Genomic DNA, 21,633 nt, shown 5'->3' with positions numbered 1-21,633 from the left:
AATAGATGAATACTTATTATTGGCACATTCTTTGCTTAAAGAAAAGTAAAAGGTGAAGTTTCTTCTTAGGAAGCTTCTAAAAACTCAAGGAGGAGAGGAAGAATGGCTGTAAAAAAGCAAATGAGCAAATCTTCCGGTTTATCCGATTCAAAAGAATCTAAAAAACCGTCAGCTGCCCAAAAAGTCATTAAGAAAAGTGCTGCTTCAAAAACGATAACGAAGTCAGAAAAGCCTAAATCTAAAGATGAAGCTAAAAAGGGACGCTTGTTAACTGCCGAAGGGTGGAAGCGTAAAACAATGGCTGAGCTTGGAAAACCAAGACCTAAAAAGACAATGGTTATCCCCTCTTAAACACTTGCCTTGCAGCAGTTTTTATTGCTTTATGCAAACGGAAAACATCGTTTGATTAAAGCGATTTGGTAAAAGCCCCCCTGGCTAGTGCCTTTGCTGCAAGGCATTTTTTTCAAAAAATTTTTTTCTTGATTTTGCTCTCATTCCTGTGTTTTTCTAAAAGTTTTGGAAAGCTTGCCTTCCCGTGTTACACTCACTTGGATTAAAAATGGAAAAACAAAAAGTCGCAGCTATTGTTCAAGCGCGTATGGGTTCGACAAGACTTCCTCAAAAAGTAATGCTTCCTATTTTGGATAACCCTCTTCTTTTCTATGTTGTTTCAAGATTAAAGGAAGCTAAAACTTTATCCCAAATCATTATAGCAACCACTGAAAATCCAAAGGATAGGGCGATTGTCGACTTTTGTAAAGCCGAGAAAATTCCCTATTTTATCGGAAGCGAGGAAAATGTTTTGGATCGCTATTTAAAAGCGGCTAGAGCCTTTGGTGTAGATGTTATTGTGAGAATCACATCCGACTGTCCCTTAATTGATCCTGAGATTGTCGATAAAATTGTCTCTCTTTTTTTAAATGTCAATCCTCCCTTTGATTTTATCTCAAATACTTTGACGAGGTCTTTTCCAAGGGGGCTTGATGTTGAGGTTTTTTCTTTTGAAGCTCTTGAAAAGTCAAGCCTTGGCGCATCTATTGAAGAGAAAGAGCATGTTACTCTTGGCATGCTTAGACACCCAAGCGAATTTACGATTAAAAATGTTATTAACCCCGTTGACTATTCTTATCTTCGTTTAACAGTAGATACTAAAGAAGACCTTCGTCTTGTCACGAAAATTATTGAAGCGCTTTATCCGGTGAAGCCTCATTTTCGACTGGAAGATATCATTTATTTGCTCGCCGCAAATCCTGATTGGCTGCTTATCAATCAACACATCCGGCAAAAGGAAATCGGTTAATGGATAAAAAGGTTCATTTTGAAATTGTAAGACCGATTGAGGAGCATCGGGATGCCGTTTTTCTCTTAAGAAATGATGATGAAGCTCTCAGAATGTCTTTTCATCAGGAAAAGAAAGAAAAATCCGATTTTAAAAATGAATTTAAAGAGTACTTTACCCTCCCTGAATTGCCTCCTCTTTTCATTTCTATCGACGGTGAATATGCAGGTTTTATCTCTTTTAAAAGATGCGAGGGGCTATTAGCCAAGAATTCAAAAGCGATTGAAATTTCCATTGTAATCGCCCCTAAATTTAGAGGGTATGGCATTGGGACAAGAGCTTTGGTTGAGATTATCCCTTGGATACAAAATACAGGCTTTAATGAGATTGTAGCTGAGGTTAAAAAAGAAAATTTAAGGTCCGCAAAAGCCTTTTTAAAAGCAGGCTATGAAGAATTAGAAGAAAAAAATAAATTTATTGAAGATACAAGTGAAATTGTTCCGGTGCGACAATTTGTTTTTCGCTTATCTAAAATTCACGGAGACCCTGTCTTTATTATAGCAGAAGCTGGTTCTAACTGGAAGGTCGGCTCTTCAAAAGAGAATCTTGAAACCGCTAAAAAAATGATTGAAACCGCAAGAGAGTCTGGTGCCAATGCTGTTAAATTTCAAACGTTTAGATCAAAAACAACTTATGTCGAAAATGCCGGAAAAAGTAAATACCTATCAAAGTCGGGGGTCGTTGCCGATATTCAAGACCTATTTGATGAACTTTCAATGCCTTATGAAATGATAGAGACGCTTTCCGGTTATGCAAAAAGCATGAACATAGAATGGATGTCGACCCCTTTTTCTATTGAAGATTTTAAAGCCATAGACCCTTTTGTCAAACGGCATAAAATAGCTTCCTATGAGATAGGCCATCCCCATTTGATTCAATTAGCTGCAGAATCGCATAAACCGCTTATTCTATCAACCGGTGCTGCAACAGAAGAAGAAATCGCCTGGGCGGTTCGCTTATTTTTCTCTTATAAAGGAAGCCATCTGACGCTTTTGCAATGCACAGCTTCCTACCCGGCTCCAAGCGACAGCATGAATTTATCTGCGATTACATGGTTGAAAAAACGTTTTAAAGTGGATGCAGGGCTTTCTGATCATAGCTTACACCCGATTCTAGCGCCCGTCATGGCCGTTTCTCTTGGCGGAAAAGTGATTGAGAAGCATTTTACTTTGGATAAAACCCTTAAAGGTCCGGACCATGCCTTTTCTTTAAATCCAATCGAATTGAAGTCGATGGTCCAAGCCATAAGGGAAGCTGAAAAAATGAAGGGGAGCGGCTATAAAAGCATTCATCCTTCTGAAGAAGAGCTAAGACGTTTTGCAAAAAGAGGCATTCAAGCGATTCAAAATATCGCTCAGGGAAGCCTTTTTAAAGAAGGGGAAAATATTGCTATTCTTAGACCCGGAAATAAGCCTCAAGGGATCCACCCTCGTTTCCTTGAAAAACTAGAGGGGAAAAAAGCTAAAAGAGAGATCCGGATAGGAGACGGCATACGGCATGGGGACTTCTAACCTTAAAGCATTTCTCTTAGATTTTGACGGGACGGTTGCGAACAGTCTGCCCCTTCTTTATGACGCCTATGATTCCTTTTTAAAAAAAAGAAAACTCAGACCAAGCCTTGATGAGTTTAATGAGCTAAAGGGGCCTTCTTTAAAGGAGATTTTGCTAATCCTTAAAAATAAATATTCTATGGAAGAAACCCTTGAAAATTTATACCTTGAGTATGAAACGGATCTCATTGAAAGATATAAGGAATTAAAGCCTCATGAGGGAGCTTTGGAGTTCCTGCAGGCTTTAAAAAAAAAGGGTTTAAAATTAGCTCTTGTAAGCTCAGCTCCAAATAAAATTTTAGACAGCTTTCTATCCTCCCATCCTGATTTTGCCCTTTTCGACTTGGTTGTTAGCGGGGAGAGTGTTAAAAAAAGTAAGCCTAACCCGGATATTTATATTAATACGTTAAGGCTAATGAATTTAAATCCAAGCGAAACCATTGCTATCGAGGATTCTTTGCTTGGAGCTCTTTCTGCTGATAAAGCCGACATTCAGGTCTGGTTGATTTTTCTTGAAAAAGCTAGTATTAGTTTAAGCCGCCCGCCCCTTTTTTTTAATCGGTGGAAAGAGGCTTTACTTTTTTTTCAGGAAAATTATGGCTGAATTTGAAATTTATGTTCTTCCTGGTCCTTTTGAGGCAATTGTTGAAAATGAAGAGCTTAGCTTTCCAGAGTCAGCTCTTCTAAGGGTGGAAGCGATTTGGCAGGAAGAATTCCAAAAAAGGGAAGGTCATTTATTTAACGGCAAGATTTTGCAGTTTATCTCTGCCAATCTATCTCAAATTACCCTTGCTACAACTGAGTATAAGTTTCTTTTAGCTCAAAACCATGATGAGAAGCTAAGACACTTGCTTCATATTAGACCGGTTAGTGTAAGCGGACTTACTGTTTCGAATAAAAAAGTTCTCATAGGTAAAAGAGCGACCCACCTTTCAACCTATCCGTCCTACTACGAATTTGCCCCTTCCGGCACTGTCGATTTTAGCGCCATAAAAGAAAACGGAAGGATTGATTTTGAGAAAGCTCTTCTAAAAGAGCTTGTGGAAGAGACTGAAATTTCAAAAGATCATGTAAAGTATATTGATAGGTGGATTTTGGTTCATGACACCAAAAGAGACATTTTTGAATTTTGCGGACTCATTTTTTTAAAACCTGAACTATCCAACGTAGAAAAGTGGGAACCTGATAAAGAATATGAAAAGCTGCTTTGGCTTAGCAAGGAAGAGGTTTTTGAGCATATTCTACAGCATAAGGAAAATTATGTTCCTTTATCGCTTTTTCTTTGGAAAAGATGGCAAGAAAATCTATAGAAGGTTTTAAAAAAACCTTCTATAGAAAAGAAGATTTAGACTTTCAGAAATAGCGTTGGGTGCATATTAAATAGCTTTTCTGGGGCCGAATAAAGAGTGGTATAAATCTCCTGCTGCATCTTTGCAATAAGCTGCATAAGCGCTTGAAAAGCCACCCTTTGGCTTTGATTTGGAGATTTAGCTTTTACAACTTGCTTAGCTTTAACAGCAGCTTTTGGCAGGTCTTGATCGATAAGCGATGAAAGAGCTTCTTTCCAAGGCATGGCCTTAAAAGAGATTCCTTTCTCTTTTTTTTCAATCAAGCCATTTAATTGCTCAACATAACTGTCTTCACTTCTGAGAGCTTCAGCTAAACCATGTCGTTCAAGGTATTTTAAGTTCGGCACTTCCCATGGATGCGGGTCAACAGCAAGCATTGGAAGACCCATTTCCGCGCATTCAGCGGAAGCTGCTCCCCCAGGTTTTGAGTTGATCACAGAAGCTATTTTGTAATAATCGGCCATGTCTTTTTCATCCACAAACCCTTCTACTTTTATGTGCAAACGGTCTTTTAATTCGGAGTCATGGCTTTTGATAAACTCATCGAGTTCTTTTTTAAGCTCTTCGTTTTTCCCTGCAATAACAACAAGTTCAAGAGGCGATGTCAATTTGTCTTTTTCCTTTAATAGCAAGTTAAGGTACTTAAGAATGTGTTCTTTAATCCCTTGTCGTCCCATGGAAAGGAGCGCGACTTTTCTATTTGGATCGATTCCTTTTTTGCCTTTAATTTCAGCAATCTTTCCCGGGTCCTCTTCCCTTACGAAACTTGGCCTTACCGGATAGCCGCAAACTTTGATGATGTTTCTTTCCTTCAAAGGCTTTAAAGGTACCTCGTAGCTGCCGAGTTTTTTTCCTTCCAGTATCTGGTCATCATTGCTATTGACCCAAAAGTTAATCCTCTGCGCATCCACTTTGTCAACAATTGGCAATAGGGCATTATTAAAATCAAAGTCCGTGTGGACGTAATTGAGTTTGATACCTGTCATATTAGCTAAAGAGGCGTGCTCTTGGTGGTGGGTCGCTACAGATAAAATCATAGCGGGGTTAATCGCTCTGATCCTTTTAGCCACATTTTCCATCTGACGGCTCGGAACGAAAGCTGCAATTTCATTGCCAAGGCCCCATAGTTTATTGGCTTCTTCTAGATTATTGTCCTGCTGGAATACGCGGTTATAAACTTCTGCCATAGTGATCGGCTCGCCCTTATAGGTTACGCCGGCTTTTAATAAAGGGTCATTTTCTTTATCTAATTCATCCTGGTTTAAAATAACGGCTTTAAAGCCCTTTTTTTCGACCATTTCTTTAACGGCATTAGCGGTTGTAATATGTCCGCCGCCTGAAGATGAAGTGAGAATAACCACTTCCTTGGATTTATTGCCCATGGAAGCATTAAGCGCAATTTCACGCTCAGCTATCGCGTCAAAAAAGGCTTTTGCAACTTCAGGGGAATTTTGTATGAAGGTCTGAACAAGCGGGTGCGATTTTTCTTTAAACGTTTTTTCCATGTAATCGGAATCATTGCCAAGAAGAGAAGCATAGTATTTTAAAGCTTCTTTCCATTCATGGAGTGTGTCAGCATTATAAGAAAGGAGAGCCTTCGAAAGGATAATCTCTTCAAATTTTTGCGCAATAAAAGCTCCGCGCTCGGGGTCCATTAGCTTGTCTGAGAGTTCTTTTGCGAAAGCGGATTTGAACCCATGCAATTGAAGGACACCGTTTTGAGGTGTAATGAGATAATGATCGCGGCCTAAAGTGGCTAAACGGTGATTACTTTGAATAGATGACATTTCGACCTCCGTGTCGATAATAAATAAAAATCTAAATAATGATTAATTTATTGATTCTATTTCTTTTAAATTAATTAAAGTTAAATTAAATGTTCGTTTTTTATAAATGTCTTCAAAAAATCTTATTAAATAAATAAAATAATTTAAATTAATAAGATGCTTATTAGTTGCACAAAGGAAGCATTTTACGCTCGGCATCAATCACCCAGCCGCCACCAAGGGCTTTATAGAGATTGATGAGGGATAGGAATTGATTGCTTTCAGCAGAGACGTATTCCAGTTCTGCAGAAAAAAGTTGACGCTCGGCATCTAAGACGTTGAGGTAATCAGTCTGGCCTTCTTCATAGCGAAGCCTTGCAAGAGCTAGATATTCGCCTAAAACTTTGACTCTTTGTTTTTGCACATTCGTCAGCTCAATAAATTTTCGATGGCTGACAAGCGCATCTTCCACTTCTTTTAATCCAATTAATATTGTTTGATAGTAGTGAAAGCAGGTTTCAAGAAATATCGACCTGGCTTCATAAAGTTTTCCGCTCAGCTCCTTCCCTGAAAAAACAGGTTGTATCAGAGCTATCCCATACTCCCAAAACCTGGCAGGCGCTGTGATTAGATCTTTAAGTTGAGAGCTTTCAAAGCCAAATAACCCGGTTAGTGCAAAACCCGGCATAAAAGCAAGTCTTGCTACATCAACTTCCAAATTAGCCACGCGAAGGGCATTTTCAGCAGCTCTTATGTCCGGTCTTGATCTGATAAGCTCGCAAGGCAAACCGACAGGGATATCGAAGGGTTTGGATAGTTCAGATAGCCTAAAACCTCTTTGCAGATGATCCGGCGGTCTTCCAATTAATATGCTTAATAGATTCTCTTCTCTTGCTTGATCAATTTGAAGGGCAATTAAGCTTGCTTCTGCCGATTCAACTTCAGATTCCGATTGCTTGACTTCAAGCTCCGAGGTAAGACCGCCTTCAAAGCGAAGGGTGGCAAGGCGGAAGGATTCTTTTCTAGATTCGAAGGTTTTCATAGCTATGGCTACTTGTTCATCTAGCTGTCTTAGGTGAATGTAGGATGATGCAACAGAGGTCACAACCGTGATCAATACAGTCCTTTTCACTTCATTTTCCCGTAAAAGATCATAAAAAGATGCTTTGGCATGACTCTCAAGCTTTCCCCAGATATCAAGTTGATAGGAGGCGGATAAGTAAATTTGGAAGGTGTCAAAGATTCTTTCAAAAGAAGCGACAGGCGTAACATCAGGGTTGATGTCCTGGGATAAAAATTCAGAAGCGATTGAAATTTCTTGTTTGGTCGCCGAGCCGTTAAAGGAAACCTGAGGATAGAGAGGGGCTCTAGCAACAATCATTTTACCGAAAAATTCTTTTACACGGGCCACAGCTTCTTTTAAATCTTGATTATAAGCTAAAGCTTCATTGATATAGCCGCTTAAAACGGGGTCTTCAAAAAGATCCCACCAGGTTAAATTAATCGCTTCATCATTATCGACCTCCTCTTCCTTCCAATTTTCAGGCATTTCAAAGCACTTTGGAGGACAATACGATCTTGGGAAACAAGACGTTAAAAAAAAAGCCAGGAATAACAAATAAAATAAGGAGCTTATATTAATTCTCATTATCTTTTTCCGTCATTTGCGCAATTAGCTTATAAAAGAGGGGAGTAAACAAAACTCCAAAAAAAGTGGCGACAATCATTCCCCCCATAACACCTGTCCCAACAGAATGGCGGCTCATGGCGCCGGCGCCTTGACTGACAACAAGAGGCCAAACCCCTAAAATAAACGTTAGAGAGGTCATTAAAATGGCTCTAAAACGCATTCCGGCGGCATCGATTGTCGAATCAAATATTTTCTTTCCTTCTTTTCGTCTCATTAGGGCAAATTCAACAATGAGGATCGCGTTTTTAGCTACAAGGGCGATGAGGGTGACAAGTCCCACCTGAAAATAAACGTCATTAGAAATCCCGCGAAGCCAAATAGCTAAAATTGCCCCTAAAATTCCAAAGGGAACGCCAATTATAATAACGAGCGGGTAAGACCATCGTTCATAAAGTGCTGACAAAATTAGATAGACAACGAGAAGGCCTCCAAGCATAGTCTGGTAAGTTGTTCCGCCGGTTGTCTTTTCCTGATAGGATTCGCCGCCCCAAGAAAAAGTAAACCCTTGAGGCAAAACCTCCCTTGCAACTTCTTCCATAGCGGTCATGGCTTGGCCTGAGCTATACCCTTGAGAGGCGCTTCCATTGATCCTTGTCGCAAAAAAACCGTTGAAGCGGCTTACAATATTGCTTCCTTTGACAAAATTGATACGGATTAAAGATTTCAAAGGGACCATATTCCCGTCTTTCGCCCTGACATACATTTCGCCAAAATCTGAAAGGGTCGATCGAAAACTTGGGTCTGCTTGTGCGGTCACTTTAAAGACGCGGCCATATTTATAGAAATCATTGATATAATAAGAGCCAAGCAGTACTTGAAGGGTTTGATAAACATCCCCGATATCAACCGCTAATGTTTTAGCTTTACTTCGGTCCAAATCGACAAAAAATTGCAAGTTGTCCGTTTTAAAAGTGGTTGTGAGCCCTGAAAGCTCCGGTCTTTCACTTGCTTTTGCTATAAAATCGGCCGTATAATTTTCTAATTCGTCAAGACTGAAATTCCCTCTATTTTCAAGCCAAAATTCAAAACCGCCGACAACGCCAATTCCTTGAATGGCAGGAGGGTTAAAGACGGCCACACGCCCTTCCGGAAAATCGGAAAATTGATGATTTAACCTTTGCTGAATGGCAGAGGCCTGAAGCTCTTTTGTTTTTCTTTTATCCCAATCCTCAAGAGTAAAAAAATCGGTGCTAAGGTAAGTCATGTTAAGTCCATCTAAAAGACTATAGCCTATAAGTGACACCACATTTTTGACGCCCTCATCTTTTAGGGCTGTTTGAGCAACTTTTGAATCGAAATCCGTAGTTCTGCTTAAACTTGAGGCATCCGGCATAGTGATCATATTGATAAGATACCCTTGGTCTTCTTGAGGGACAAAGCTTGAGGGAACAATAGTCCATAGATAGACAAGAAGGGCAATGCAGCCCAAAAAGAAAAGAAGGGCAGATTTGGCGTGATCTAAAATAAAACGAGCGGCTTTCAAATACGAGTTCCTAAAAGCATCGAATCCTCTATTGAAATAAACGGCAAATTTGGAAGGGTTTTCATTTTTTTTAAGTAATAGGGCCGCAAGAGCCGGACTTAATGTCAAAGCCACAATGGTTGAAATAATAACTGAAACTGCAATAGTTACGGCAAATTGCTGATAGAGCTGTCCCGCTATCCCTCCAATAAACGCCACCGGTACAAAAACCGCGCAAAGGACAATGCTTGTCGCAATGATCGGCCCTGTGACTTCATCCATGGCAATTTTTGCAGCCTCTAAAGGGGGGATGCCATGCTCTCTTATATTTCTCTCCACGTTTTCTATCACGACGATCGCATCATCCACCACAATACCGACGGCTAAAATAAGTCCGAAAAGAGTGAGGGTATTAATTGAAAATCCAAGGACATACATGCCGGTAAACGTGCCTACAATAGAAACGATCATGGCAACAATCGGAATGAGTGTGGCTCTCGGGTTTTGTAAAAATATGAAGACGACAAGAGCGACAAGAACCGCCGCTTCCAAAAGCGTAATAAAGACTTCATTAATGGATCGATAGACAAAAAGAGTCGTGTCATAGGGAATGCTATACACAATCCCGGCCGGAAAATTCAGCTCAAGCTCCTTCATACGGGCTTTCACTTTTTCAGCGACACTTAAAGCATTAGAGCCATATTGCAAATAAACTGCGATTAGAGAGGCTTCCTTATCATTTAAGCGTCCGCCGACATCGTAGTTTTGAGCGCCAAGCTCAACCGAGCCGATATCTTTAACATAGACGATGGCGCCGTCAGGTTCCGCTCTAATAATAATATTTTCAAAATCTTCAACGGTTACAAGTTTTCCCGTAGCCCGAACAGGGATAGTTAAAGGGATTTTTCCAGACATAGGGGGCTGACCGATCACCCCAACCCCAAACTCTGAGTTTTGCTCTCGAATAGCCGTTAAGATATCCGTCGTCGTAAATCCAAGCTGCGCCATTTTATCCGGGCGAAGCCAGATTCTCATGGAATAATCCCTTGCATTCACAACGTTTGCATTGCTAACGCCCGGAATTCTTAATATTTCATCAACCACGTTTATTGTGGCATAGTTGCTTACATAAATATCATCATACCTTGGATCTTCAGATTGCATGGCTACAACAAGAAGAATGTTCGTAGATTGCTTTTGAACATTCACTCCAAGCCTTTGCACTTCAACCGGGATTTGCGGCATGGCCAAATCAACTCTATTTTGCACATTGACTTGAGCCATGTCGGCATTAGCCCCGATATCAAAAAAAACGCTTAAAGACATATTCCCTTGCGATGAGCTTTGGGAATACATGTAGATCATATTTTCGACCCCATTGATCTGCTCTTCCAAAGGCGCTGCAATGCTTTGCGCGACAGTTGCAGCATCAGCTCCCGGATAAGTGGCTGTTACCTGAATCTGCGGAGGGGTGATATTCGGATACTGTTCGATCGGAAGACGTAAAAGAGAGACGATTCCTAAAATCACTATCAGGATTGAAATGACGGTTGCAAAGATAGGATGCTCAATAAAAAAACGTGAAATCATTTATCCGTTTTTTCCTTAGAATCGTTTTTTGAATCATTGGAGTTTTTATCAGGAATAACGGTAACCGGGGTTCCTTTTCGTATTTTATTGATGCCATCCACTACAATAACATCCCCCTTTTGAAGTCCTGCATTAATAATCCAGTCCTCTTTATACCAAGACCCTAATTCGACATAACGAATATCCGCTTTTTGCTCATCATTTATGATAAAAACAAAAGCGCCTTGCTGGCTCTGCGTAACAGCTCTTTGAGGAACGGTTATGGCATTAGGTCTAAGAGCGCCCGAAACATTGGCGCGAACAAATTGCCCGGGACGAAGAATTAAAGAGGGGTTCGCGATAGTGGCCCTTAAAAGAAGAGTGCCTGTTTTCATATCGTAAATAGGGGAAGTAAAATAAAATTCACCTTTTTCCGGATAAATGGAACCATCGGCAAGCGTCACTTCCACTTTATAATCTTCACTATCGGGGAGAATAAGTCTTTTTTGAGCGACATCCTCATTGATTCGAAGCACATCCCCTTCTGAAATTGTAAATTGAATCCAAGCCGGGTCTACAACTGAAACCGTCGTCAAAGGTTGTGTGCTTTGAACATGTATGAGAGCACCTTCTCGATAATTGGATTGTGTCGTTAAGCCATCTACGGGAGATCTAATAACGGTATAGCCTAAATTAACGACCGCTTCATCCAATTTGGCTTTTGCGGCTAAGACAGCAGCTTCCGATTCAAGCTGCCTTGCATAAGCATTTTCATAATCTCTTCTTGATGCGGCTTTTTGTTCAAAAAGGGGAGCGATTCTTTCATAAGTTTTTTGAGCATCCCAAAGAATGGCCTCTTGTCTTGCGACTTCCGCTTTTGCGTTTTCAACCGCTGCAATAAACGGGCGTTGATCGATAATAAAAAGGAGGGTTCCTCTTTTGACATAATCGCCTTCTTTATAGGCAATTTTTTCTAACTGGCCTTCGACCTGGGATCGGATATCGACAAGGTGGGAACTTAAGACAACCCCCATGCTCCTATATTCAGCAGGGATGGTTTTAGTTTCTATTTTCAGGGCTGTGACGGCAACAGGTTTTGGTTGAACTTTCACTTCTTCTTTTTTACAAGAAGTCAGCAAGATAATAAGAGTAAAAAGCGTAAGGCTTTGTTTTGATGCAAACATAATTAGTTTTGAGCCATTTAATTAATAGACTTCTTTTGAACCCAATCAATAGTTAAAATAGCTGAAATTGGCATCTTTTTTCCTAAATTATTCAAGCATAGGCTCTCCCATGCTTTCAAAATTCATCAAAAAAATTGCATAAAACCAGCCCATTTTTTAATCAAAGCCGGACGTAAAAGAAGTCTAGTTGTTTTTTTTAAGACACGCTTAAATATCGGTATGTAGCATCTTTTAAATATTTTAGAAAGAGTAAATGAATTTTTTTAAAAATAGAATGCGGTGAGAGAATTTTAGAGTTTCTCTTTCCCCTTTGAGTTCGAGAAAAGTTTTTTTAATGTTCCTGTTCAAGTTTGATTCCAATGAAAGTTGGGGGAATTTTTTCTCTTCAAAGAAATGGCTTAAATACCATCTGGCAAGAATTTCTGTTCTCAATAACTTTATAAGATTATTAATTTTTTCATATGAGAGTAATCAAGCTTTATTTAAAAACGTTTTATTCATTGACCTAGCTAAACATTAACTTTTTCCTCTGATCTGATTTCATGGAATAGTCGTTTGAGACCGCTTTGCATATAAGCTTCTTGTCTTGTAGCATTGCCTTCAAGAGAAAAAGTCAGAAAGAATTTTTCCATACGTTCAACGCCAGATTCAATGAGCCATTCCTTTAGAATTTTTCGCTCTTCAGGCGTATAAGAAGATATTCCTGCAAGAAATTTAGTTTTTACAACTTTAATCAAAGCTTCTTTTGAAATTTTTTTGGCGGGATCAAGGTACCCAAGACCGAGATTATAGATAAAATCCGGATTTTCTTTAATTAGGGCATCCGCATGTTTATTGCTTATAAGGATAAATTTGCCTTCCTTCTCATCCAGATAGATGTAGTGAATTTGTGTTCTATAAGGTCCGAAAAACTGAAATTCCTCCCTTTCAAGTTTTTTCTCTTTCTCAGGGTAGCTCAGCATATTAATGCTAATGGAGATGTCTTTAAAATCTTTAGCGTAAGGTTTTAATTCTTCGAAATGTTCAAAGTAATTAGAGAGCGGGAAAACAGGAGTGTCATGCGAAGCATCCCGTCTTCTTACAAAAGTGATTCCAACGCTATCGGGGTCAAAAGCAGTCTCTTTAAACTCATTATTAAATTGGACTTCGGCGAACTCAATTTCTGATTTACCTTCGAAAAACTCCACTTGCTTATCCGATTCTAGCTCGGATATTTTTTGCTGTTCCTGCTCCATGGTCGAGGATTCGACGCTTCCATGCGTTAAAATCTTTTTGAGAAGCTTGTCAATATAATGTTCTTTGACTTTTGAGACTTCCTTAATGGCATTTTCGCTGCCTGGAATAGATTTAAGCACTAAAATTAGTTTTTCAGCTTCTTCTTCAATCAATTGGTTAGAGTCGATTTCACTGGGTAATTTACCATATTGATCATCGGCATCTGCTGAATCTTCTTTGATCCAGGAAGAGCAAAGGGCATCGACTGCTAATCTCTTATCAGTTTCTGCAATCTTAGGATCCAAAAGAATGTCCAAAAGAAGCTTTTGCTTGATTTCATTAAGCTCCAAATAGAACCCTTTTTCGTTATCCTTTCCCTGTCTTTTTGCTTGGTTGAGGATGCAAAAGGCTAGAATATGAGAAAAGTTAAGTTCGGTCTTTTTTGGGAGGCTTAACGTTTCATAGATAATTTGAGAGGTTCTGCCATCCACATAAAAGCGTATTTTTTGGCCTTTATCAAGCCCTCTTAATCTCCAGGCCGATTGCAAAAGGTCCCTAAGCATCATTTCGCTGCCAACTGTGAGAACCCCTATCGCATCTTCGTGTTGCAAGACATTACTGCCTGTTGTATAGACTTGGTCAAGGAAAGTGACACGGTCTTGTTTTTTTAATTCAGCTTCATCAAATGGTAAAATGCCTTTATCCGTATAAACGACAAGAGAGCCTTCTTTATCGAAATAGGCAACAGGCTTTTGGTACTTAAAAAAGAGCTTTTGAGCATTCGCTTCATTGTCAAGGTCTTTGAAATATCCCCCGGCATCTATGACCATGTCTGTTTCGATGGGAAGCTCATTTCGAAGTTCTTCCGCTGATTTACCGTCAGGTTGAATTACGGCATTAAAACTATTTTGCCAAAGAAGTGAAATGGTGGAGGAGTCAGTGCCAAGAGTTGCTTCTGGTTTGATCTTTCTATGCATACTGGCGGCGTTATAGAGCGTTCCTGTGAAACCTGATATTCGATTTAAAAAGGAGGCTAGGGTCATAGCGTTTGAATTTAATTTTTTCAGATAAACTTCTTGTTCCGGAAGTATTAACTCTTTTGCGACTCTCAACCTTATTTCAGGATCCTTATTAACCTGCTGAACGATTTTATCGATTTGATAAGAGTTGAGGTTAAATAAAGAGAGATTGAGATCGCCTTTAAGAGTATTAAATTTTTTCCAGGCATCGACTTCCTGTAGTTTTTTACTTGTTTCTTCCATTTCTTTTCGTGCCGCAACTTGCAAGCGCTTGATTTCATTTTCTATGATATAAGAGGGTATTTCCTCTTTAGCATAAATTTGAAAAGTGTAGTTAACCATAATAGAGGTGCTGGCAAACTGGGAACCAACGTTTGGCGTTTGCGAGCCCTTAAAAGGTATAGCGATTGTGCCGCCGCCTTCCTTGTTAAGGCCATAGTTTTCATTTAATCCACGGGTTAAAGTGTGCGGTAAAAGAGAAGAGATTTCAAGACCCGCTGTGGCCAAAATATTTCGTATGGCTTTGTCTTCTTTTAGGTAAGCTTCTTCAGCTTCTTTAATTTTAAGCTTATCTCTTACAAGATATGCCGCCATTAATTTTTTATCTTCTTCGCTCAAATTAATAAAACGGCTTCGTACTTTATCTTGAAGACTTAAGTCAGGTGATGAAAAGCTTTTAAGAGCTTCTAGAAAAGCACCTGCCAATTTTTCTTTTATTTCGGAATGATAAATTTCTTCTGTTAAAGCAGGAGCGCCTTCCGTTGTCGTAATACCCGTTTCAATATTCGCCAATTTAGTGATATCGGGGTTAAAATAAAGTTCTTTAAAAATCATACCCAAAACTTCTATTTGAGTCCGATCCAGCATAGTTTTTTCGCCGAGGCTAAAGGAAACTTCATGAAGGATGCTAAGGAGCGTATCCGCTTCATCAAGCAAGGGGACGCCTTCATTTGATAAAAGGGTCAAAATTTCACCCATAAGCAAAAGTTCTTTTGAAGGCATCGTTTGAGGAGGATGGGCAGTATAATGCTCACTCGCTTTTTCTATATATTTTAGGAGAAGGCAATGAAAGCTTTTGCTTGTCATAATCAAGCAGTCACGGTTTTTCTGAATTGTTTTTAACTCGCTCAAAATATTTTTTAAGGTAAGTTTATCAAATTTGGTGTCCCTATCAAACTGGAAAGTCCGTAATCCCATAGAATAAGCATGATATAAAGCGGGGTCGATCTCTTCGCTCAACCTCGGAAAAAGGGAAGGAGAAGCAATTAAAATGGATATATTTTTTCCATCGGCCCGCATAAATCCTAAAATCGGCATGCATACGGCTGATTTTCCGGAGTTCATAATGAGCTCCGCTATTTGATTTGCGCTTTCAAGATCCCCTTTAATGAATTTTTCTATAATCCGGACTTGATTTTCTCTTAAAGAAATATCTGCAAAGTATTCAAAAGCTAGGAATGCGGGACGCTCTATGCTATTGAAATGAGGTTTTTGAGTTAATTCCTGATATAAATTTTGAAGGAGAAAACTCGGGGATTTTCCCTTAGAAACACTCTCTTCTATTGTCTCAATTAAGCTCTGTACACGGTTCATTTTATTTAAAGCGACTCCTTGCTCAAGGTATTTATGAGCGAGGACGTAAAGATCTTTAATATCTTCTTTTGTAAGAGCCGGATTTAAGGCCATTAAATCTTCAGGAGACCCCTTAGCAAAATTTGTCAGGATATCTTGCAAAGTGAGGGGTCTTAGAAGACCTCCTGTCCTCATTAGACGATGAAGAAGATCTTTATCTTGGGTTTCAGGGACTCTATTCGCCCTATCTACAAGATCTTTTTCAAGCCACATCTGATCTAGACTTGCGTTTTCTTTTTTATTTGCTATTTCCTTTTTAAGATCCGGCACACTCTCTATAAGAATTTCTTTTTGAATTTCTTGAGAGTTCCTTGCAAATTCACTTAAATCCTTTTTAAGTCTTACAACCTCAGATTGTATTAAGGGCGATTCCAGCCTTTTTTCTGTCCCCTTGCTAAAAATATCGTAAAATTCAAAGAGTGTGTCCAAAAGTGATTTTTTATCTTTCCCTTTATCAGGAACAGGTATTGAATGATCTTCGGGATCAAAATCAATAGAAAATTCTTTTGAAGGGGGTGAGAGCTCTTTTTTCCAGGAAGATAGAATAGTGCGCCTATCTTGAGCGCTTAGAGGCGGTAATTCTACTTCTCTATCGGGAATAGATTTTCTCTTTTCGTAAACTTCAGATTTAACTTCACCTTTCACTACGTCTTCAAGAACCGGCTCCAAAGAGGATCCTTTTTCTTTTAGAAGATGGTTTGTAATCTCAACGATTTTATCACCCTCTTCGTAAACAAACTTTTCTTCAGAGAAATCAGGATAGAGCTCAGGGGCTAATAAAACTTGTTCTAATATTAAAACCTTATCGGGCTGATTTGATGGATCTGCAAACTCGGGCATAGCTTTAGCATAAGTAATTGCAGCTCTTAACCGCTCTCTTCCGGCAATACCTTCGGGTGTTATGTCTTTAGCAATTCTATAGGCTTCAAAAAAGTTTAATTTTTGCCTGTGCATAAAGGCTCTTGTAATTGGGAAGTCAGCATCAGGAGGTCTTTGCTTCATTTGACGAAATTGCATCCATTCTCCCATAAAATTAATGCTATCTGTAATTTTGTTGATCTTTTCCGAAGCTTGAATAGCATCAGTGGATGCCCCTCTTGGGTCTCTATATTGAAGAATCCGCCTTATTTCCTTTTCTTCTTCTTTTTTTAATTGTACAAACGTAGAATTTTTTCTAGATTTCAAATAATTTCTATAATTCTCGGAAAGAAGTGAAACTGCATTCGGACCCTTATGTTTTTTTGGAAAAGCAAGGTTATTTTTAACTAATAAATGAGCTGCCAAAAGTTGGATGCCGATGGCGTCTCCTTCTTTGTTGCCGGTAACAGTATCCATTAAAGCTATCTTCTCTAAGATGGTCCTTTCTTTTTTTGTGAAAGCACTTAATTTCCTTCCATAGCGATTTAAAAGGGCATGTGCTTCGTTATATTTTTGATTTAAAAGATAGACCTCAGCTAAATAAAGAAGAGCCGTTCTTGATTTAGCTTGAGGAGTTCCATTAACTAAATCGTACACATAACAAGTTTGTTTTTTTGGGTTTTCAAGATCGCTATTTAAATTGAGGGAATATCTAATTTCAAAGACATCTTTTGCCTCTTCAGGGGTCGTAAATGCATGATGGAAAGGCATAATTAATTTAATTTCGCCACGGTCATTTCTTAAAGCCAAATAATGTTCATAAGGTGCGATTGAATCGAGACCGAAACCTTCATAGATGTAAAAACCTTCGAACTGATCCGAGTACAGCTTATCGCCTGGCTCTCTTGTTTTAAAAGTTAGCCCATACCTCGGAAATTCAATCTCATATTTATTATCCTTTGTATAAATTTCATGGGTGTATAAAGGGTCTTCAAAGTTTGCGTAATAGCCTCTAGCTTTAAAAAGATGAGCCCCATCTTTGATGCGAACAAGAGGTATTCTCATATCTATCTCGAAATTTTTCGGATCGCTTCTGCTTCTAAAAATTTCTGTGTAGTAAATTGGCTCTTTTGTTTTTTTATCCGTTAGAATTAAAGCTGAGACGCCCGCAACTGACTCATTAATCCACATATCGAAATCTTCAATAAGGCTTAAGCTATGAAGATTAGGAAGGATTTTTCCATTAGAAACAGTTAGGAAAGTATCTTTCGGGACTAAAACATAAGGAACTCTTCCAAAAAATTGTTTTTCAACAATCAAACGGTCATCTTTAATTGAAACCGCAACCTTATTTCCTTCGCTATCCCTGAAGTGAAAAGACCCGTCTTCCAAAAATTTTCCTTCTTTGACATTTGGGAAAAGCGCCTTAAATTCCTCTCTAGCCAGGATGGTTTCAGGGATGTTTTGCAACAAAAGGGTTTGTTTTACTCTCAACTGTTTTTTGAAAACATCAATGCTTTCGCCGGATGATGAAGAAAATAGGGGTCTTTCATCTATTGGATCTAAAATCATTTTCCATTCACTGCCTTCAAAGCCAGGGTCTAAGATATTTGCAAGACGATTGCAAAAAAGATTAAGTTTTTCTCTCGGCAGTTTCGTTAAATACTCCTTAACTTCAAAAGACTTCTTCCAAAAGCAGTCTTCCAGTTCTTTCTTTTGGTAAAAGGAAAGCTGCTCTTTTGGAAGGGGGTGTTGTTTTAGAAACATTTCTGCGATCACAAGGTCTTCTATATCTTGATCTGTTAATGTTTCGAGTTCATTAAAACAACCGATCATTTCGGCATAGATAGCTTTTTTACTTTCATTATCAAGGCCGACCTTGTTAAGAAGTCCTCTTAAGTCGCTTAGCTCTTCTTGAATTCTATTTTCTCCGACAAATGAATCTTGATACCTCTTCATGCAGCACATAAATACATAGGGCTGTATTTGGTTATCTTCTAAGGCTCTTGCTTGCATTCTTTCAAAAAAAGCGGAAAATCGACTTGCAAATACTGGATCGTTAAATAAAGGCTCCTGCATTAAGAAGATTTTTTGAAAAAATATTTGCATATCGGGATCGCTCATTAATTCGGGAGATTCGGTAAATAGTTCTAAAAGGGAAATGGAAGAAACATTTTTACCAAGGGTTGCGTAGCCGAGACGCTGAATCAGTTCAAGATGAGCTCTAGAGGAATCGGGAGAATTTTTTAATGTGCGACTAACATTGTAATCGGTTTGCACATTAAGTAATTTTTTTTCGGAGTGCACATTCAAAAAACCGAGCATTCTAAGGGTCGATTTAGCTTTGTTCTTTTGAGGTGCCGGAAGATAATGAGAGCTTTCAACTCTACCTGTTGTAAGCATAAAAGGCTGATTCCAAAGATTGGACAATAGAAGGTAGTTTTCTGAACCGATATTTTTAGTGTTGTCTATATGAGTAAAGGAAAACTCTACAGGTATTGTTCTATCAAGGTCAGGATGATAAATTAAGGGCTCGTACAACATAAATGAAGAATAAAGAAAATTTTCACGCAAGGCTTTAAACCAGTCCGGAAAATGAGCGCTTCCTATTAATAAACCCTCTTGTTTAGATATATCAAAAATAGAGTAGTTTTTATGCGTCTTTTTTTCTTTAGCTAAAACATCAGGAAAATGACTAATGACAAAATCTTCAAAAGTGTTATTTTTTTTCCTGCTATACTTTAAATCGAAGCCGAATATAGCAAAACCGTTTCCCCGGCAAGGCACACTATAGTCATACATAAGGGACCCATCCCCTCTTTCTTTATAGTAATTTCCCGGGGCATTTCTTGTGGCACCTTCAAACAAGGCACTTTTTTGGTAGTGTTTCAGAGCCTTTCTTTCATCGCTTGTTAATTTCATAAAAAATAATGTGTCTACCTGAGACCTAAAGGGCATAGAGAAGGATAGTTCCTCGATTAACTTGGGATTAAATTGTCTGACGAGTTCTTTTTGCAAAAAGAACGTTTTGTACAGGACAAATATTTTTTCAGGTGAGATAGCGCTGCCAACAGGTGTTGTAAAACACGTTTTAAAGTAGTCTTTAAGAATTTGATTAAGAAGAAGGATTCTTTCCTGGCATTCCGTTTCAGAAATTCCATCCCCTAGCCAAACCTCATCCGGGACTGAACGAATGAGTTCCTCAAAAAAAAGGTGAGGTTCATGATTGAAACCCTTTTCCCAAGCCTCCATAGCTTTTTTTCTAAGGTCCTCAATTTTTGCAAGTGCTTTAGGGTCCTTAAGGTCTAGTTCCTTTATTTGCCGGAATAAAAATTTAGGAGAAACTGCTTCATCATCTTTTATTTCGGTCATTAAACTTGGGGTTGGGAGGGACCTCAAAGTTGCAATTTCATACCCTTTTTCTTCTGATATAGGGGCTCTTGGCTCTTTTATTTCTCCATAATAAGTGTAGACGCTTCTTTCAATTAAGTTTAAGGAGGCTTCTAAGTATTGATCATCAACTATCCCTTCCTTTCTTAAGCGAATGAGCGAGCGGCTTAATTTGCGAATGGATTTTTGCAGAAGCTGTTTTTCGCTAAAAGTAGCCCCCTCTTTTTCTAATTTTTTTTGAAATTCACTTAAGGATTTAATTTTTAGATCTATCTTTAATCTTTTAAAATCATTGTCACTCATACGGCTGCTTAAAAAAGCCAAAAGAGACCGATATGTACATAGGCCGGCTCTTTGCAATTTTAGGGGGCGATCGACTTTTGGAGAAACAACCGCAACTTCTTTGGGCTCTAAATAAGTAAAAAGTCCTTTATAGACATCATTTGCATCAAAATGGGTAGGGGTTTGATCTTCTCCAATATGTGTTAGCGAAAGATGTTCTTTAATGATTTCGGCAGCTAAAAATTTATCACGGCTAATGCCTCTCCACTCAACGATTGGATTTCCATGAGTTTGAGAAGCATAATCAGCGCCGGCTCCTAGGTTATAAATTCGAAAGCTAAGGGTTCCGTCTTTTTCCGGGATAAGTTCGTAATAGATAGCATGTCCGCCCTTAGCGTCTTTCCACCCTCCTAAAATGAGAAAAGGTTTGCCTTGTGACAACGCTTTAGTCATCGCCATTACATCAATATTTGAGCCAATACCGTCATAAATTGTGTTTTGAAGAAGTTCCAAATCCTCAGAAGAAAGTCCATAAACTGAACCTCCTTTCTCTTTTTCGGACAAAAGAAAATCAGTCACAAATTTAAGAGGGGTAGCGTCTGAATTACCTTCATATTTAGAAGGAGCTCCGAATTCATCAGCATGTATGTGTGCAAAAAGCTTGGCATCCACTTGAGGTATAGGCCTTGAAGCTTCTTGTTCGTAATAATTATTTTTCAGAACCTGGAAGTTAGAATAGCTCCCTTTTGACAATTTTTCGTAGAACTCTGCCTTGCCGCTTTCTCTATCAATTGGACTTAAGATGAAATCTTTATCTAAAGTTAGAGCTTCTCTAAACCCTCTGTCATCGCCGGAATCATAATCGAATTCTTTTTCCCCGGGATCAAAGTTGTTTTCATAAATGTTTTGATAGAATCTTTGGCTTTCATCCTCATAATCATGGGTTATAGCTTCAGCAGTATCATAAAGGGTAGGGGAGGCGGTTACTTTTTCTTTATCGTCTTGTGATTTTCTTTCTTGGCCAGAAGAGAGATTCGTTTCAGCAAACTTTTCCAAGCGGGACAAAAGATCCTTATTTCGAGGCGTTTTTTTGATGTATTGAACTTTTGACTCAAAGGATTTTATAAAATGATCAGGGTCTTTACTACTATCAAGATCAATTGTGGGGGCCCCATTTTCCAAAGCTTCTTTAACTAAAGCTATGATTTTTTTATCTTTTTCCTTTAGTTCAGCAAATTCTTTTGAGTTTAATTCATTTGAGAGGTTGATAAGTCTCTCCATGCCGGAGCGATCTAGCCTCATAAATTCTCCTGAATAAAAAAGGGAAA

The 21,633-nt window shown here is 38.8% G+C and carries 10 protein-coding genes; 5 read left to right on the top strand and 5 right to left on the bottom strand.

Annotated elements, in window-relative coordinates; all coding sequences use genetic code 11:
- Positions 1 to 102 precede the first annotated feature (102 nt).
- The 5 genes from CSEC_RS06470 to CSEC_RS06450 all read left to right on the top strand — a co-directional run bounded on the left by CSEC_RS06470 (position 103) and on the right by CSEC_RS06450 (position 4,199).
- Positions 103 to 351, top strand: a complete 249-nt coding sequence (locus tag CSEC_RS06470) for a hypothetical protein (protein WP_041017637.1) — start codon at positions 103 to 105, stop codon at positions 349 to 351.
- A gap of 208 nt (positions 352 to 559) precedes the next feature.
- Complete coding sequence (locus tag CSEC_RS06465) at positions 560 to 1,300, top strand: cytidylyltransferase domain-containing protein (protein ID WP_041017636.1); 741 nt, start codon at positions 560 to 562, stop codon at positions 1,298 to 1,300.
- Complete coding sequence (locus tag CSEC_RS06460) at positions 1,300 to 2,850, top strand: GNAT family N-acetyltransferase (protein ID WP_079977997.1); 1,551 nt, start codon at positions 1,300 to 1,302, stop codon at positions 2,848 to 2,850. Before CSEC_RS06465 ends, CSEC_RS06460 begins: the two co-directional genes overlap by 1 nt.
- A complete protein-coding gene (locus tag CSEC_RS06455) occupies positions 2,837 to 3,493 on the top strand; it encodes an HAD family hydrolase (RefSeq protein WP_041017635.1) in 657 nt (218 codons plus the stop codon). Before CSEC_RS06460 ends, CSEC_RS06455 begins: the two co-directional genes overlap by 14 nt.
- A complete protein-coding gene (locus CSEC_RS06450) occupies positions 3,486 to 4,199 on the top strand; it encodes an NUDIX domain-containing protein (protein ID WP_041017634.1) in 714 nt (237 codons plus the stop codon). The genes CSEC_RS06455 and CSEC_RS06450 overlap by 8 nt, the downstream gene beginning before the upstream one ends.
- A gap of 35 nt (positions 4,200 to 4,234) precedes the next feature.
- Here CSEC_RS06450 and CSEC_RS06445 read toward each other — a convergent pair whose 3' ends face one another.
- From CSEC_RS06445 to CSEC_RS06420, 5 genes are all read right to left on the bottom strand, one after another.
- Positions 4,235 to 6,025 (bottom strand): glycosyltransferase family protein, encoded by a 1,791-nt coding sequence (locus CSEC_RS06445; RefSeq protein WP_041017633.1) that lies wholly within the window; start codon positions 6,023 to 6,025, stop codon positions 4,235 to 4,237.
- Between the two features lie 163 nt (positions 6,026 to 6,188).
- Positions 6,189 to 7,553, bottom strand: coding sequence for an efflux transporter outer membrane subunit (locus CSEC_RS06440; RefSeq protein WP_161780970.1), 1,365 nt, complete (start codon positions 7,551 to 7,553; stop codon positions 6,189 to 6,191).
- Between the two features lie 88 nt (positions 7,554 to 7,641).
- Positions 7,642 to 10,746 carry an efflux RND transporter permease subunit gene (locus CSEC_RS06435; RefSeq protein ID WP_041017631.1) on the bottom strand — a complete coding sequence of 1,035 codons (3,105 nt, stop codon included), beginning with the start codon at positions 10,744 to 10,746 and terminating at the stop codon, positions 7,642 to 7,644.
- Positions 10,743 to 11,909, bottom strand: a complete 1,167-nt coding sequence (locus CSEC_RS06430) for an efflux RND transporter periplasmic adaptor subunit (protein WP_053331847.1) — start codon at positions 11,907 to 11,909, stop codon at positions 10,743 to 10,745. Before CSEC_RS06430 ends, CSEC_RS06435 begins: the two co-directional genes overlap by 4 nt.
- A gap of 509 nt (positions 11,910 to 12,418) precedes the next feature.
- On the bottom strand, positions 12,419 to 21,607 hold the full coding sequence (locus CSEC_RS06420; protein WP_041017629.1) for a DUF3638 domain-containing protein: 9,189 nt from the start codon (positions 21,605 to 21,607) through the stop codon (positions 12,419 to 12,421).
- Between the last annotated feature and the right edge of the window lie 26 nt (positions 21,608 to 21,633).

Source organism: Criblamydia sequanensis CRIB-18, from assembly GCF_000750955.1.
In the GTDB taxonomy this organism is placed as follows: Bacteria; Chlamydiota; Chlamydiia; order Chlamydiales; family Criblamydiaceae; genus Criblamydia; species Criblamydia sequanensis.
This window is presented reverse-complemented; position numbering and strand designations above follow the sequence as displayed.

Bases quoted from the DNA above. Each gene is read 5' to 3' on its own strand.
- CSEC_RS06435 (WP_041017631.1), bottom strand. From the start codon at position 10,746: ATGATTTCACGTTTTTTTATTGAGCATCCTATCTTTGCAACCGTCATT.
- CSEC_RS06440 (WP_161780970.1), bottom strand. From the start codon at position 7,553: ATGCCTGAAAATTGGAAGGAAGAGGAGGTCGATAATGATGAAGCGATT.
- CSEC_RS06470 (WP_041017637.1), top strand. From the start codon at position 103: ATGGCTGTAAAAAAGCAAATGAGCAAATCTTCCGGTTTATCCGATTCA.
- CSEC_RS06450 (WP_041017634.1), top strand. From the start codon at position 3,486: ATGGCTGAATTTGAAATTTATGTTCTTCCTGGTCCTTTTGAGGCAATT.
- CSEC_RS06445 (WP_041017633.1), bottom strand. From the start codon at position 6,025: ATGTCATCTATTCAAAGTAATCACCGTTTAGCCACTTTAGGCCGCGAT.
- CSEC_RS06430 (WP_053331847.1), bottom strand. From the start codon at position 11,909: ATGTTTGCATCAAAACAAAGCCTTACGCTTTTTACTCTTATTATCTTG.
- CSEC_RS06420 (WP_041017629.1), bottom strand. From the start codon at position 21,607: ATGAGGCTAGATCGCTCCGGCATGGAGAGACTTATCAACCTCTCAAAT.
- CSEC_RS06460 (WP_079977997.1), top strand. From the start codon at position 1,300: ATGGATAAAAAGGTTCATTTTGAAATTGTAAGACCGATTGAGGAGCAT.
- CSEC_RS06455 (WP_041017635.1), top strand. From the start codon at position 2,837: ATGGGGACTTCTAACCTTAAAGCATTTCTCTTAGATTTTGACGGGACG.
- CSEC_RS06465 (WP_041017636.1), top strand. From the start codon at position 560: ATGGAAAAACAAAAAGTCGCAGCTATTGTTCAAGCGCGTATGGGTTCG.